The sequence below is a fragment of the Corynebacterium sp. HMSC08D02 genome (assembly GCF_001807505.1).
GTDB lineage: Bacteria > Actinomycetota > Actinomycetes > Mycobacteriales > Mycobacteriaceae > Corynebacterium > Corynebacterium pseudogenitalium.
In genome coordinates, this window is the sequence record NZ_KV789254.1 from 33,176 (window position 1) to 46,989 (window position 13,814).

The window sequence follows — 13,814 nt, forward strand, 5'->3', positions numbered from 1 at the left end:
GGCGCGAGCAGAACAACAATCGGACGCCGTTAAGGTCAGCGCACAGTAGAGCCGGGTTGGTTTGGTAGCAGATCAAACTCATCGATCGCCTCGAACGAGGCCTGCGCGTCATCTTCCGAAATGACGTCCATTGCGAATCCATTCTGGATGAGCACCCACTGCCCCACCTCAACTTCTGGAAGATATGCGAAGCAGCATGGCCGCTCCTCACCCTTCATATCGATGGCCCCCATCGGCAAGGGGCTGGACAGGTCGCCAGTGCTGAGCACTTTCGCTGGAACTCCAAGACACATCGCTACATCATTTCCTTTCAATGTTGATGTTCATGGCGCCTTCCGGTGCCGAGGTGCACGGAAGGCAAGGATCCGCGCTACGGATCGCATACTCCATCTCTGCAGGAGTCGATGCCTCTGTGAGCATCCGAGCAAGCCATCCCTCATTTTGCGCGGTAGGGCTCAAAATCTGGCAATCGATCAGATTGCCGTCTTCCACAGTGTAGCGGTGCACCAACAAGCCTCGAGGACCGTCAACGATTCCCGTTACGGTGCCATCGCGCAGTGAATTATCGACGACGACCGGCTCAGCCAACAGCTCAGGAACCTGCAAAAGCTTTTCGATATCGTCGAGTACCGAGCGCACAAGCGCAAACTGGGCGTCGCGCGCGCTCAGATGGGGGAATCGCGCAACTGGGCCTACCCGGTAGTCGCGCCAGTGGCCGTCGATAAGTACCTGGGGCCGCGGGGTGATAGCACCGGGGTGCTGCTCTCGAACGTGCTCATAGAAATCATGCGCTGGGAACACATGCAGCTCACCCTCGAAACGCGCGGCAATGCACTCTCCTAGTGGATCTGCTGCGCCGTCGGCATCACACGCGAAAAGGTCGGCAAGCTTTGGAGGATGCTGTTCCACAGGCTCAACCGGTTGGGAAGGCAAGAGACTACGGATCGTCGAGACGCCTTCAGCTGCGCGCTTGACCTCATCGGCATCGGCGTGTGCGTGCACTCCCCCAGGAATCGCAACATCGGGAAAGTGACCCGGACAACCGGCGGCACGCAGCACCAGCTTCGCAAACTTGCGGATCTCTAATCCGTGGTCAGGCAGCAGGCGCGGTGCGAGCGTGTCAAGGACCGAACCCGCATGAAGAAGGCGCCGGAGCTGCACGGCCTGCTCGCTCATCGAATCGCTCGACCCAACAAGTTGGTCAAGTGCTCGCATCCCCGCCAAGTGGTGCGTTACCGGGCACAGCCCACAGAGTCGCGTCACGATAGTCGGAACTTCGCTCGCGCGCTTGCCCACTAACAGCTTGTCTACGCGCGGCACGCCGGCGATGTCGAAGCGTGCCGTGCGTTCACTTCCCTCGCCTTCGACAATAACTGTCGCTGCAAGCGGATCGATGACGGCGTCAAGAAACAACTTCTCTGACAAATTCCATGCTCCTTACTCGCGTTGCCTACCCCAATTGAACATAATGGGGGTATGCATGAATTGAGTCTACTTCGCGGGGTAATCGATGCAGTGAACGAGTCGGTGCCCGGCCGAAACGTCCTGGCGGTCGGTATGAAAGTAGGCACGCGCTCCGGGGTTGATGTGTATGCGCTTCGCCAAGCATGGGATCTTGCACGCGTCGATACAACGTGTGCTCAAGCCCGGCTCGACTTGGACATTATCCCCGCGGCAGTCTGGTGCCCTCAATGTGAAGATACCGTCGAGATTGACGAATACTTCGCGCTGCGATGCCCTAAATGTGACACCCCCACTGCAGATCTGCGTGGGGGTGACGAGTTCCAAGTTACTTGGGTTGATGTTGAGTAGCTTCGGCTGTCCACTCCTTTAGCAGCTGCCGGGCCCGCTGCACTGCTTCTGGAATTGCAGCACTGATCTCCTCACTCAGCGATGTACGGAATTCGACGTCGCGCGCCGTGATACCCACAACCGCCACGTTGTCGGGTTCTTGACCTGTGAGGCGCGCGGCGCTCAACAGGTCCAGCAGTCCCACCTGGTGAGGCGATAGCTGCTGTTGCAATAGGCGCGGAATTTGATCACCGACGAGCACAGCCACATCACCTGGCTGGCCCTGTTTGAGCCCATCGAGCACCAGCAGGTAGTCGGCGTCCTGCACCATGGGTAGGATCTCCATGCCAGACGTTCCTCCATAGATGAAGTTCACGCCCTGGATCGGGTCCGCCTCAAGCTCGCGGAGGATGGCCAGCCCAACTGCGTCATCCGCCATGATCTCGTTTCCAATGCCAATGACGTTGATAGTGACGCCATCAAGCGTCACCAACTCAGGCGATGGCACCGGGACATCTGGCGCGGGACGAAGCTTCCTCGTGACCGTCATACTCTACTCAACCTCAGGGCCGTCAACCGGCTTCGTGCCCTTCGGCAACCAAACACCGCCGTTGATCATTGCAGACAGGCCACCGTGGCGCTCCGTCGCATCGGCACGGAACACAAGGTAGACGTGCAGAATGACGAAAGCCCAAATAATGAACATGATCAATGCATGCACCAAACGGAAGTATGGGATGCCGATCCATTCCACAGGTGCAGCCATGAGCCGCCAGAACCAGCTATCCTGCTTTGGCAAACCGAAAAGCGCAAGACCAGAGTAAATCTGCACCATACACATAGCGTAAATGCCCGTGTACGCCGTCTGCTGGAGACCATTGTGGCCAACACGTGGTGGCGGTTCGTTCGTAAGGAGCAGGTAGTATTTCGTCTGCTCCCACATCAACTTCAGATCATCTTGGCTTCGCACTGGCCACAGTGCCCGCCACTTCATCTGTCGTGTTTGAGCGAACACCATAATGGCTAGGCGCCAGATAGACAGTGCGATCCACGCGAAGGCTGCAATGAAGTGGATGAGACGGTTCCAGCCCATGAGCATTCCGGCATCGTGAGCATTCGAAGGACCGAAGAATGGATCCATGATGTAGTAACCAGTGATCGTCATCATGATGATCAAAATCATGTTGATCCAGTGCTGCCAACGCAGTGCAACCGGCCACATCTCGATGCGGGTGTAGCCGCCCTTGGATACAGGACGCGGACGGACATGGTCGCCGATGCCGAATGCAATATAGCCTTTGAGTACAAATTCACCGGTCTTGTCGCCATCTACAGGTGCAACGGCGACGCCCATGCATCGATTGCCGAACTTCGAAACTGTGTCGACGTTCTGCATCATCGTCTTCATCTCATGCTTATCCCATGCAGATGCTTGAACTACCGATGCAAGGTCTCCACGCATGACCGCTACGTCCTGGCGCTCGCCGAGCAACTTTGCGTCACGCACGACCGAAAGCGAGTACTTTCGGCTTGGCGTCGCGGGGCTGAAGCTCTCCACGGTGCCGTAGACGTAGTCGGGGTCAACAGCACGCAGCAGCGCCTGATCAACAGGATCTGGCGAGTTTGCCGGCTGCGACGATGCCAGGCGCAACAGTGTTTCCGCACCGATATCGTCTATCGGCCGTGATTCTGTGACGCTCAACACCAGATTTTTATCTGGAGCGATCTTGCGAGTCTCAGGCACGCCACCCGAGCTCGAAGAAGCACGGTTTAGCTGGGTGCTCATTGCGTGATCACCTTCACAAGTTCATTGCCTTCCGTGTCCAGCAGGTGCACAGCACAGGACATGCATGGATCAAACGAGTGGATGGTGCGAAGTACCTCTAGCGGTTCCTCTGGGTTGGCCAGCGGGTGCTTGCCATTCGCCAGAGATTCCTCGTATGGGCCCATCTTGCCCTCAGGATCACGACCACCGGCCAGCCAGGTGGTCGGCACGACGGCCTGGTAGCGCTCCGTCTTACCATCCTTGATCTTGGTCCAGTGGCTGAGAGAGCCACGGGCGACTTCCATCATGCAGAAGCCTTCTGATTCCTTCGGCCAGGAAGAAGGTTCCCACTTGCTGGAGTCGAAGACGTCGTAGTCACGCTTGCGCAATCCTTCGATGAACTCGGGCAGCAACACATTGGTCATGGCCTCAGAAGTCGTTACAGCTTCCAGAGCACGAGCCAGCGTACGGCCACCGGTCGAATTCAGCTGTTCGAGCTTAATGCCGAGCTTCTTCAGCGCATCATCAACGAGGCGCTTCGTGCTTGGCTCGTTCTGAGCATATGCGAGCAGGATACGGGCAACTGGGCCAACCTGAACGACGTGGCCGTCGTAACGCGGCGCCTTAGACCAGGTGTACTCCTCGTTATCGCCGAGCCATTTATACGGCAATTTAGGACCGGTGTAATCGGCGATAGTGTCGCCCTCAAATGGGTGTTTGCCTTCGTTCTTGTCATCCTGTGCGAACCATGCCGAGGAAACGTATTCCTTGAACAGGTCCGGATTGAGCTCATGGACCTTGGAGTAGTCACCGTTGAGCAGTACACCCGGAGTGATGTCCGTGTGCGTGTACCCCATGGTTCGCTCCATGTGATCACCACGAACTGTTGCGCCAGCCATACCAACCGCGAGGAAGTTCGGGGCAGCCGCACCAATATCAAAGTAATCCTTGTACACGCCCATAATCGCCATTGCGTCAGGCAGGTACACACCGTTGATGAACTCATGGATCTCTGCGACCCAGTTCTTGATTTGGTCAATCGAAACCTGGTTGACCGTCTCTGACTTATCCTGGTCGATCGTGCAGGCCATACCCCCGACGAGGAAGTTCGGGTGCGGGTTCTTACCGCCAAACACCGTATTGATGCGGATAATCGAGCGCTGGAACTGCAACGCATCGAGGTAGTGCGAAACCGCCATCAAGTTTGCTTCTGGTGGCAGACGGTAGTCCTCGTGGTCCCAGTATCCACCGGTGAAGATAGAAAGCTGACCGGAATCAAGAACCGAGTTCAAGGTGTCTTTCACCTGCTGGAACTTGTCGACGGAGTTGAGCTTCCAGTTCGAACCTATCGATTTCGCAAACTCGACTGCCTTCTCTGGGTCAGCCTTTGCTGCGGAGACAACGTTCACCCAGTCAAGGGCGTGCAGGTGGTAGAAGTGCACAACATGGTCGTGAATTTCCTGGCTTGTCAGGACGAGGTCACGAATAAGCTGCGCTTGCTTTGGGATGTGGCTTCCAATCGCGTCTTCGACGGCAACAACACTTGCCAGGGAGTGGACACCAGTGCAAACGCCACAGATACGGCCAACAAACGCCCAGACGTCGCGTGGATCTCGACCTTCTACAATCTTCTCAATGCCGCGGAACATCGTGGTCTCGCTCCAAGCGTTGGTGATGGTGCCGTCTTCGACTTCCATCTCCATACGGAGGTGACCCTCGATACGCGTCAGCGGGTCTACAACAACTCTTTCAGCCATTTTTAGTTGCTTTTCCTTTCAATCGTCGTGAACGCCGCTTACGCGGAAGGGTTGGTCGGCCTGTGATGGCCATCGGCATCTGTGCTCGTCGCAAATGCCCGATCGCCCTCTGCCATGAGTGCCGAAATATCTCCCGGCTCGTCTTCTTCACCGAATGCCGCGAGGGGTTGCACCTCGCCGCTCTTACGGCGGATGCCGACCTCCTTGACAACACTCAGCGCGCCGTGAACTGCAGTGCCAGCAGCCGCGACACCGATCAGTCCGAGGCCGATCTTGCCCGCGGAGGCTTCCTGTCCGAATGCCCGAACGTTCGGCAGCTCTTCGTAGAACGGGGTGAACTTGTCAAAGAAGTGCTTTTCCGTACAGCCAATGCAGGGGTGACCTGCGCCGATCGGCCAACCAGACTTGAGGTTCCACTGAATAATCGGGCATGGCGAGAAGGTCGAAGGACCCTTGCAGCCCACTTCGTAGAGGCACCAGCCGTTACGAGCGCCTTCGTCGTCAAATGTGCGCACGAACTGGCCAGCGTCAAAGTGTGGACGCTTCGGGCAGGAATCGTGAATGCGCTGATCGTATGCAAAAAGGGGACGACCTTCTCCATCAACCTTTGGCGGCTCACCATGCGTGAGCAGATAAGTGATGGTCGCAGTAATCACTTCGCCGATTGGCGGGCAGCCAGCTACGTTGATGACAGGCTTGTCCTTAATGATCTCGTCGACGCCCACAGCTCCGGTTGGGTTCGGACGTGCCGCCTGTACGGAGCCATAGACTGCGCAAGCGCCGACGGAGAGGATGACGGTTGCGTTCTCTGCGGCTTCGCGGAGAACTTGCTCGGCGCTCTTGCCGCCGATCTGGCAGTATGCGCCACCTGCACCAGTTGGAACAGAGCCGTTGACCACCAGAATGTGCGGTTCCTTGTTCATCTCTTCCAGTGCCTGCTCGGCTGCGTGCCCTGATGCAGCCATCACGAGCTCGTTGTAGTTCATCGACAGCTGGTTCAAGACGAGGTCCTCAACTGTGGAGGAACCGGAACGAAGCACCGACTCCATACAGCCGGTGCACTCCTGTAGCTGAAGCCAAGCAACCATTGGCTTCTTTACATCACCGAGCGCCTCGGCAATTACCTCAGTCTCTTCAGCGTTGGCGCGTGAGGCAAGCGGCGCACCCACTGCAAACACTGCAGCCATAGAGCTGCACATTTTAAGGAAGTCTCGACGCTTCACCCCCTTCTTCGACAGGTTTTCCCAAAGCGTTCCACTCTGCCAAGTGTCTTGTAGAAGCATCGATTTTCCCTCTCATGCGAGAGCCATGTGCCGGCACATACTCCGGCCCATACCCCTCAAATGAACGTGTACAGATTCCATCAGCGGTCAAGCTGCATGCTTAACGCATCTATAGGGCCAGGGTATCAAGACATGAAAGTAATTCCGGTGTCGTGAAGTCGGCAGGGCTAGAAATCTACCCCCGATTGGGACATAAGCCACTCATTCCACTCGTCTAATCCTTCCCCCGTTGTAGCTGAGGTAAGGATTACCTTCACTCCAGGATTCACCTTCTCAAGATTTTCCTTGAACAGATCGAGATCGAAATTCAGGTAAGGCAGCAGGTCAACCTTGTTTACGACGACCACTTCGACACTCCGGAACATGACCGGGTACTTCAGCGGCTTATCCTCCCCCTCGGTAACTGAGGCAACCATTACCTTATGATGCTCTCCAACTTCAAATTCAGCCGGACACACTAGGTTGCCAACATTTTCAATCAGCACCATATCGACATCATCGAGGTTGAGCCCCTTTAAAGCATGCGCAACCATCGGAGCATCGAGGTGGCACTCGCCCCCAAACCCGTTCCCGGTATTGAGCAGACTTACCTGTGCACCGAGGTTTTCCAAGCGCTCTGCGTCTAACGCAGTTTCGATGTCACCTTCTACAATCCCGAAACGGATTTTGTCCGCGAGCGCTTCCAAGGTTTTACGCAGCAGCGTCGTCTTTCCTGCTCCCGGGGAGCTCATCACGTTGATGCAAACCACGCCGTGCTCTTCAAACGCGGAACGGTTTGCGGCCGCTTTTACATCGTTTTCCGTGAAAATATCCTCAAGCACCGCGATGCGTTCACGTCCAGTGTCATACCCAGTGTGGTCTCCGTGCTCAGAGTGCTCCGCATCTACTCCCACGTGGAGGTGATCGTGTTCGTGGTGGTGCGTGTGATCATGCGAATGATCGTGGCTGTGAACAGTCCCGTCGTCGTGGCGGTGGAAACGTCCCATGCTTCTTTTCTCCTTCTTAACGGTCAGATGTCACATCAATGTCTACGACAGCGAATTCCTCGCCCGTAATCACACTCGTGGGAGCGTTGCATTCCTGGCATCGGACGTCGAGATACTCATTGGGGTCGAGTATTCTTCGATGCCCGTTGCTGCACTCGATCTCGGCTGGAACCCAGTCGATCCGCAGCTCCGACTTTTCCATGGGGCTCCCCTTTGTGACGAACCCCCAGGCATACTCGAGTGATTCCGGCACGACTTGTCGCAGCGCACCGATTCGGAGGTGCACCGACAGCACTGTTCGTCCGCGCGCTGCGCGCTGAACTGCTGACGCTAACTGATGACTTAATGCAACTTCATGCACAGCACCTAGCCTAGGCGATTATTCAAGAAGTTTGTAGAGTATGCAGCATGGGAGCACAGAGCAGAGTCCGCGTCTTTCTCGAAGGCATTGTCCAGGGGGTGGGAATGCGTCCGCACGTCGCGCGAATCGCACAACGCTTCGGCCTTACTGGACTTGTCGGCAACAACGAGCGCGGAGTCTTTATCGAGTTTCAGGGCGACGCAACAGCACTCCACAATGCGCAGAAGACGCTTATCGACGAGCTCCCGCCTCTCGCTCACATTTTGGATAGCCAAACGTCTTCACTCCCACTCGTATACGGCGAAACGGGGTTTCGGATTGTCGAGTCAGAACATGTCGAGGGAGAAAAGACACTCATCTCCCCTGACATGACAACGTGTGAAGCCTGCCTAGCCGATATTGATGACCAAGACAATCGGCGCTACCACTACCCATTCACCACTTGCACGCACTGCGGACCACGTCTTTCCATCATTACTTCGCTCCCCTACGACCGCGCGACTACCACCATGCGTGAATTCCCTATGTGCACACAATGCGAGGAAGAATACACGAACCCAGACGACCGGCGGTTTCACGCGCAACCAATAAGCTGCCCACATTGCGGCCCTACTTTGTGGTGTACGGATGCCAACGGTGCCGTCCTCGCCGAAACGCGAACGGATGCGCTTGCATTGGACCCCGGCAAATTCGACGAGCTCGTGCTCAAGGTTCAAAACGCCTGGGAATCTGGTGCGGTCGTCGCGGTCAAAGGGATTGGTGGCTTTCACCTGATGTGCGCGGCGGAAAACGAAGAGGCCGTCGAAAAGCTGAGGGAGCGCAAGCGCCGACCCGACAAGCCTCTCGCGGTGATGGTGCCAAATCTCGACGCCGCCAAATCCATTGCAACACTCAGTAAAGAAGCGGAGGATCTTTTGGTATCGCCGTCACATCCGATCGTGTCTGTTCCGCTTCACGAAGGAGCACTCTGCGAAGGGATTGCGCCTGGTTTGAGGGAAGTAGGCCTCATGCTTCCATATTCGCCACTGCACCATCTGTTGGTTGACCGACCTGTGGTAGCTACCTCGGGCAATCTCAGCGGCGAGCCTTTATGCGTCACTAATGAAGAGGCACTTCGGAAACTTACGCACCTCGCGGACATGTTTGTGCTCCACGATCGTGAGATTTATGTGCCCGTGGAAGACTCGGTCTACGTCGATACGACGCTTGTTCGGAGGTCTCGCGGACTGGCGCCGATTCCAATGCTGCTCGACACTGAGCGAAAGCCCACTGTCCTAGCGGTAGGGGGCGAACTCAAGAACACGGCGACTCTGGCCGTTGGGCGGTACGCACACGTCTCCTCGCATGTAGGCGATATGGGGTCATGGGATGCTCAGCGGCACTTCGAGAAAATGGTAAAACAGCTCTGCTCAATACAAGGCGCACAACCCGACGTTGTTGTGTGCGACATGCACCCTGGCTACCAAACTTCGATGTGGGCGCAGCGTTACGCTGACCAGCGTGACGTCGAGCTCATTGAGGTCCAGCATCACCACGCACATGCACTGTCACTGTTGGCTGAGCATCAGCGACTATCGACGCCCGCCGTCGTTGCAGCTCTCGACGGCACCGGCTACGGAACGGACGGCACCATTTGGGGTGGCGAAATACTTCATGTATCCGACGATGGCAACGCCGAGCGGCTCTGGCACCTACCACCATTTTCCCTCGTAGGTGGCGATAAAGCGGTGCGAAATCCGTGGCGGATTGCGCGCGGTCTCGCATATAGCTGGCAGCTCGAAGGCCTCAGCGTGCCTCCTGAAGTTGATCTAGACGAGTTGCGATTAGTCGACTCTCAGCTCAGCAGCGGGTTCGGCACCACTGCAACAACTTCGATGGGACGTCTCTTCGACGCGTTCGCATCGATACTCCAGGTTCAGCAATCGGTGAGCTACGAAGCGCAAGCAGCGATGGAGCTTGAGGCCCTCGCAGGCAAGTCTCGCCTTTCGCTGGCAGAAGCGCTTGACGCAACCGAAGATATTCGATCGTTCCCGCATCTTGCACAATGGGTGATCAACGCAACCCTAGATGGAACACGCCTCTTCGAAGACATTGCCCGAATTGCACACGCAGGCATAGCGACACTCGTTGCTCGCTCGCTTATTGACGCCGCCCAAGAAGAAGCAACCGAGGTCATTGGCATCACGGGGGGCTGCGCCGTCAACCGCATTTTGATGACCGACATCTTGCAAGTACTCCGGCACCAACACCCCTCATTGACGGTGTTAACGCATAAAAAAGTGCCCGCCACCGACGGCGGGCTCAGCCTCGGCCAGGCGGCCGCAGGAAGGATCTGGTCGCGGTAGCGAACCCATGCAGCCTCAGGAAGTTAACAGATTCGTGGCAACGGATCGCCGACCAGCTTGTCGACCATACGGGTACCACCAAAGCCGGTGACCAACACCACCGCTGCAGCTGGTTCCTCGACGATCTTTCCAACCACCGCCGCCCCTTCAGCGCCTGCTGCATGCAGCGCCGCGAGTGCTTGGTCGGTCTGGTCTTCCGGCACCACCGCCGTAAACGTTCCTTCGTTCGCGACGTAGAGCGGATCAATGCCCAGCATGTCGCAAGCGGCGCGCGTCATCGGCTGCACAGGGATCTTCTCGTCGTGCAGTGCAACGCCGTAGCCAGTTGATTCTGCAAGTTCGTTCATGACTGTCGCTAGACCACCACGTGTGGCGTCACGCATCCAACGAGTCTCGGGGGCATCGGCGAGCATCGCCCGCACCAAACTTGCGACCTCGCGCGAGTCGGACTCGATCGGAGCTTCGATTGCGAGGTCTCCGCGGGCCATCATGACCGCCATACCGTGGTCTGCGATCGGGCCAGAAACGATAATCCGGTCACCAGGCTTGACTTTTGCAAAACCGAGTTCCCGTCCAGCAGGTACTACGCCGATGCCTGCTGTATTGATATAAATCTTGTCCCCAGCACCCTTCGGAACTACTTTTGTGTCGCCAGTCGCAATCTGTACTCCGGCGCGTTCTGCTGCGGTGCGGAGATTCTGCGCGATCCGGCGAAGCGTCTCTACTTCAAGCCCTTCTTCCAGAATGAAACCCACCGAAATATACTTCGGCTCCGCACCACCCACGGCAAGATCGTTGACGGTACCGTTTACCGCGAGATCCGCGATGGATCCACCCGGGAACTCTATCGGGTTCACCACATAGCTGTCGGTTGTAAACGCCAGCGTCCCGCCGTTCAAATCGAGGTCCAACAGCGTCGAGTCTTCCCCCTGTGAGAGCAGATCGTTGCCGTACTCGTCGAAAAATACCTGCTCTAGCAGTGTCGCGCTCGCCTTTCCGCCCGCCCCGTGTGCGAGCGTGACATATTCATCCTTCAAGCGTCCACCACGACGACGCACTCGAGCAATGTTGTCATTGACCTTGGACTCATCTACATTGAGGCGGTTTTTAGGCTGCACAGCACTTTCCTTTTCTTATTTTCGCAACTAGCCACCGTGTGGAATTGCTACGAATAGTTCCGTGTGTGAATTCTACCGCCGGTACCGTGTTTTGGGTTTTCGGGGCTTGAAGGTTGTGGGTGACGCGCATAGTTAGCTTGCTGGGTACTTTTAGAAATGCACAAATCATGGGCAATAATGTAAAACGGAATAAGCACGAAAAAGTGTGAAAATAATGCAATCGATGGAAGGCTCTGCTTTATGTGTCTGGGAGTACCAGCGCAGGTTGTCGAAATTAAGGATCCCACCCGCGCAACAGTCAGCATCTCGGGAGTAACCCGTGCAATCTCCACTGATCTTCTTGTTGAAGAAGGACTCGAGGTCGGCGAATGGGTGCTGGTACACGTAGGATTTGCGCTGTCAAAAATTGACGAGGATGAAGCCGCGACAACCCTGCAACAGATTCAACAACTCGGCGCAAATACGTTTGAGGACGAGCTCGATTCGTTTACAACCTCAAGAATCGACTAAGCCACCGTCCCCTACGTTCCTAAGAAAGGACCCCACATGAAATTCGTCGATGAGTTTCGTGACCCAGCCGCAGCTCGCCAACTGATTGCAACCATTGAGGAACAGGCGAAGCAACTCGACCGCCCGATTAAGCTCATGGAAATCTGCGGTGGGCATACCCATACGATCTACCGCTACGGCCTGGAAAATCTTCTCCCCGACTCCATCGACCTCGTTCACGGACCTGGTTGCCCAGTCTGCGTCATTCCAATGGGCAGGGTCGATGATGCACTCTGGCTTGCAAACCAGCCTGACGTTATCTTGACCACGTTCGGCGACATGATGCGTGTTCCAGGCTCCGAGGAGTCACTGTTGCAGGCTCGTGCACGTGGTTGCGACGTTCGCTTTGTCTACTCTCCACTGGACTCTCTCAAGATCGCGGAGGAGAACCCGGATAAGCACGTTATCTTCTTCGCAATTGGCTTTGAGACGACGACGCCATCCACCGCTGTGACGCTAACCGCCGCCAAGCAACGCGATATCCCAAACTTCTCAGTCTTTTCTAACCATGTGACCATCGAGCCACCACTGCGTGCAATCGCCAACGGGGGTGTCACGGAGGTTGACGGCTTTATCGGGCCCGGCCACGTAGCAACTGTGGTCGGCACAAAGGCTTTCGATTTCCTGGCTGAAGAATTTAACCGGCCAGTCTCCGTTTGCGGCTTCGAACCTTTGGATATTCTTCAGGGCGTTGCCCAGTTGCTGGAGCAGTTTACGTCGGGCGACATTGCCGCGGGCAAGGCACGCGTCCAAAACCAGTACGCCCGCGTCGTGCGCCCAGAGGGCAACCCTTCAGCGCAAGCGCTCTTGGATAGGGTCTTCGATATACGGGACGAGTTCGAGTGGCGTGGCCTTGGAACCCTTCCCCATTCCGGAATGGCCATCTCTGAAGAGTTCGCCAAGTGGGATGCGGAGCGCATTTTCGATGTGCCCGGCAACCGAGTCGAAGACCCCGCGGCATGTGAGTGCGGGTCTGTCCTGACCGGCCACATCAAGCCGTGGCAGTGCAAGGTCTTCGGTACCGCCTGTACGCCGGACACCCCGATTGGTACCTGCATGGTTTCCCCAGAAGGAGCCTGTGCCGCATATTACAACTTCGGAAGAATAGATAAAATCACCACTTCTTCCCTCTCTTAGATTAGTAAACACCCAGGTCAGAACTGCCTGGGGGTAAAATCTTTCGATTTGTTAGCGCAAAACTGTCCGAGTGGGTATTATTCACTCATGCGCAAACGTATCACGGCCGCGGTCACCGCGGCTTCTCTCATTGCAACGGCTTCGGTGGTCAGCCCTTCCGCACTTGCGGAAATCCCAGCCCCCGAAGCACCTGCTACAAGTTCGATAGACTCTGATAAAGACGCCGGTGAAGCTTCTAGCGCGTCCGAGGGCGAAAAGAAGAGCTCCCTGGATCAAGACCCAGAGAACGACCCTCTCTACATTCCGCCCGAAAAGAACCCAGTGCAGAAAATCTCCAGCTCTGAGCTATTCCTCAAGTGGACTGATGACATGCCAGAGGGCGACGGCAAGGACTTTGTTCAGGGATGGGCGAAGGGGTCGTCGATACCAAGCACCGCAAACCCGCTCGAATGGACTAAAGCTGAGGTACAGGGATCTTCGAATATGGTCCGTGGATTGTTCACTGGTAATTTTGCTCAAAGTTCTCAGGGCTCAAGCCAAGCGACAGCACCAGTGCTTCTCGCAATGTTGAGTGTGTTTCTGGTTGGACAAACGGTAGAGCTCATCATGCGTGGGCTGCGATCGCTTCCAACCCCACGCTAGAAACAATCCCAAACAAGGTCGAAAACAATGAACCAAAACAAACGCTTTGGCAAGGCGACGAGGGTCCTCAGCGCGTTCAC

The 13,814-nt window shown here is 56.3% G+C and carries 14 protein-coding genes; 5 read left to right on the forward strand and 9 right to left on the reverse strand.

Annotation, left to right across the window (positions count from 1 at the left end):
* Window positions 1-35: 35 nt before the first annotated feature.
* Together HMPREF3170_RS08560 and HMPREF3170_RS08565 are read right to left on the reverse strand one after the other, a co-directional pair.
* Window positions 36-293, reverse strand: a complete 258-nt coding sequence (locus HMPREF3170_RS08560) for a HypC/HybG/HupF family hydrogenase formation chaperone (protein ID WP_070479126.1) — start codon at window positions 291-293, stop codon at window positions 36-38.
* Window positions 294-300: 7 nt separating this feature from the next.
* Window positions 301-1,425: a hypothetical protein gene (locus HMPREF3170_RS08565; RefSeq protein WP_070479128.1), complete on the reverse strand. Its 1,125-nt coding sequence runs from the start codon at window positions 1,423-1,425 to the stop codon at window positions 301-303.
* 51 nt (window positions 1,426-1,476) lie between these two features.
* Between HMPREF3170_RS08565 and HMPREF3170_RS11375 the strand changes: the two genes are divergently transcribed.
* Window positions 1,477-1,812, forward strand: coding sequence for a hydrogenase maturation nickel metallochaperone HypA/HybF (locus HMPREF3170_RS11375; RefSeq protein WP_071573925.1), 336 nt, complete (start codon window positions 1,477-1,479; stop codon window positions 1,810-1,812).
* Here HMPREF3170_RS11375 and HMPREF3170_RS08570 read toward each other — a convergent pair.
* The 6 genes from HMPREF3170_RS08570 to HMPREF3170_RS11380 form a co-directional block, all read right to left on the reverse strand.
* Complete coding sequence (locus HMPREF3170_RS08570; protein WP_083290945.1) at window positions 1,790-2,341, reverse strand: hydrogenase maturation protease; 552 nt, start codon at window positions 2,339-2,341, stop codon at window positions 1,790-1,792. The two genes, HMPREF3170_RS11375 and HMPREF3170_RS08570, sit on opposite strands and share 23 nt — an antisense overlap.
* 3 nt (window positions 2,342-2,344) lie before the next feature.
* Window positions 2,345-3,577 (reverse strand): Ni/Fe-hydrogenase, b-type cytochrome subunit, encoded by a 1,233-nt coding sequence (cybH, locus tag HMPREF3170_RS08575; RefSeq protein WP_083290946.1) that lies wholly within the window; start codon window positions 3,575-3,577, stop codon window positions 2,345-2,347.
* Window positions 3,574-5,313 (reverse strand): nickel-dependent hydrogenase large subunit, encoded by a 1,740-nt coding sequence (locus HMPREF3170_RS08580; protein ID WP_070479130.1) that lies wholly within the window; start codon window positions 5,311-5,313, stop codon window positions 3,574-3,576. The genes cybH and HMPREF3170_RS08580 overlap by 4 nt, the downstream gene beginning before the upstream one ends.
* A 38-nt stretch (window positions 5,314-5,351) precedes the next feature.
* Window positions 5,352-6,596 carry a hydrogenase small subunit gene (locus tag HMPREF3170_RS08585; RefSeq protein ID WP_070479131.1) on the reverse strand — a complete coding sequence of 415 codons (1,245 nt, stop codon included), beginning with the start codon at window positions 6,594-6,596 and terminating at the stop codon, window positions 5,352-5,354.
* Window positions 6,597-6,763: 167 nt separating this feature from the next.
* On the reverse strand, window positions 6,764-7,582 hold the full coding sequence (gene hypB, locus HMPREF3170_RS08590; protein ID WP_070362542.1) for a hydrogenase nickel incorporation protein HypB: 819 nt from the start codon (window positions 7,580-7,582) through the stop codon (window positions 6,764-6,766).
* Window positions 7,583-7,598: 16 nt separating this feature from the next.
* Entirely contained in the window at window positions 7,599-7,943 is a 345-nt protein-coding gene (locus HMPREF3170_RS11380) for a hydrogenase maturation nickel metallochaperone HypA (protein ID WP_070362543.1), read from the reverse strand.
* Between the two features lie 47 nt (window positions 7,944-7,990).
* On the opposite strand from HMPREF3170_RS11380, the gene hypF reads away from it, so the two are divergent.
* A complete protein-coding gene (gene hypF / locus HMPREF3170_RS08600; RefSeq protein WP_070479134.1) occupies window positions 7,991-10,288 on the forward strand; it encodes a carbamoyltransferase HypF in 2,298 nt (765 codons plus the stop codon).
* A gap of 23 nt (window positions 10,289-10,311) precedes the next feature.
* Here hypF and hypE read toward each other — a convergent pair whose 3' ends face one another.
* A complete protein-coding gene (gene hypE, locus HMPREF3170_RS08605; protein ID WP_070479136.1) occupies window positions 10,312-11,406 on the reverse strand; it encodes a hydrogenase expression/formation protein HypE in 1,095 nt (364 codons plus the stop codon).
* Between the two features lie 240 nt (window positions 11,407-11,646).
* Between hypE and HMPREF3170_RS08610 the strand changes: the two genes are divergently transcribed.
* From HMPREF3170_RS08610 to HMPREF3170_RS08620, 3 genes are all read left to right on the forward strand, one after another.
* Window positions 11,647-11,916: a HypC/HybG/HupF family hydrogenase formation chaperone gene (locus HMPREF3170_RS08610; protein ID WP_070362546.1), complete on the forward strand. Its 270-nt coding sequence runs from the start codon at window positions 11,647-11,649 to the stop codon at window positions 11,914-11,916.
* Window positions 11,917-11,952: 36 nt separating this feature from the next.
* Window positions 11,953-13,092 carry a hydrogenase formation protein HypD gene (gene hypD / locus HMPREF3170_RS08615; RefSeq protein ID WP_070362547.1) on the forward strand — a complete coding sequence of 380 codons (1,140 nt, stop codon included), beginning with the start codon at window positions 11,953-11,955 and terminating at the stop codon, window positions 13,090-13,092.
* 87 nt (window positions 13,093-13,179) lie between these two features.
* Entirely contained in the window at window positions 13,180-13,734 is a 555-nt protein-coding gene (locus HMPREF3170_RS08620) for a hypothetical protein (RefSeq protein WP_070362548.1), read from the forward strand.
* Window positions 13,735-13,814 lie beyond the last annotated feature (80 nt).

Excerpts from the sequence above, each read along its gene's own strand:
- HMPREF3170_RS08560 (WP_070479126.1), bottom strand. The coding sequence starts at position 293 with ATGTGTCTTGGAGTTCCAGCGAAAGTGCTCAGCACTGGCGACCTGTCC.
- HMPREF3170_RS11375 (WP_071573925.1), top strand. The coding sequence starts at position 1,477 with ATGCATGAATTGAGTCTACTTCGCGGGGTAATCGATGCAGTGAACGAG.
- HMPREF3170_RS08570 (WP_083290945.1), bottom strand. The coding sequence starts at position 2,341 with ATGACGGTCACGAGGAAGCTTCGTCCCGCGCCAGATGTCCCGGTGCCA.
- cybH (WP_083290946.1), bottom strand. The coding sequence starts at position 3,577 with ATGAGCACCCAGCTAAACCGTGCTTCTTCGAGCTCGGGTGGCGTGCCT.
- HMPREF3170_RS08580 (WP_070479130.1), bottom strand. The coding sequence starts at position 5,313 with ATGGCTGAAAGAGTTGTTGTAGACCCGCTGACGCGTATCGAGGGTCAC.
- HMPREF3170_RS08585 (WP_070479131.1), bottom strand. The coding sequence starts at position 6,596 with ATGCTTCTACAAGACACTTGGCAGAGTGGAACGCTTTGGGAAAACCTG.
- hypB (WP_070362542.1), bottom strand. The coding sequence starts at position 7,582 with ATGGGACGTTTCCACCGCCACGACGACGGGACTGTTCACAGCCACGAT.
- hypF (WP_070479134.1), top strand. The coding sequence starts at position 7,991 with ATGGGAGCACAGAGCAGAGTCCGCGTCTTTCTCGAAGGCATTGTCCAG.
- HMPREF3170_RS08610 (WP_070362546.1), top strand. The coding sequence starts at position 11,647 with ATGTGTCTGGGAGTACCAGCGCAGGTTGTCGAAATTAAGGATCCCACC.
- hypD (WP_070362547.1), top strand. The coding sequence starts at position 11,953 with ATGAAATTCGTCGATGAGTTTCGTGACCCAGCCGCAGCTCGCCAACTG.
- HMPREF3170_RS08620 (WP_070362548.1), top strand. The coding sequence starts at position 13,180 with ATGCGCAAACGTATCACGGCCGCGGTCACCGCGGCTTCTCTCATTGCA.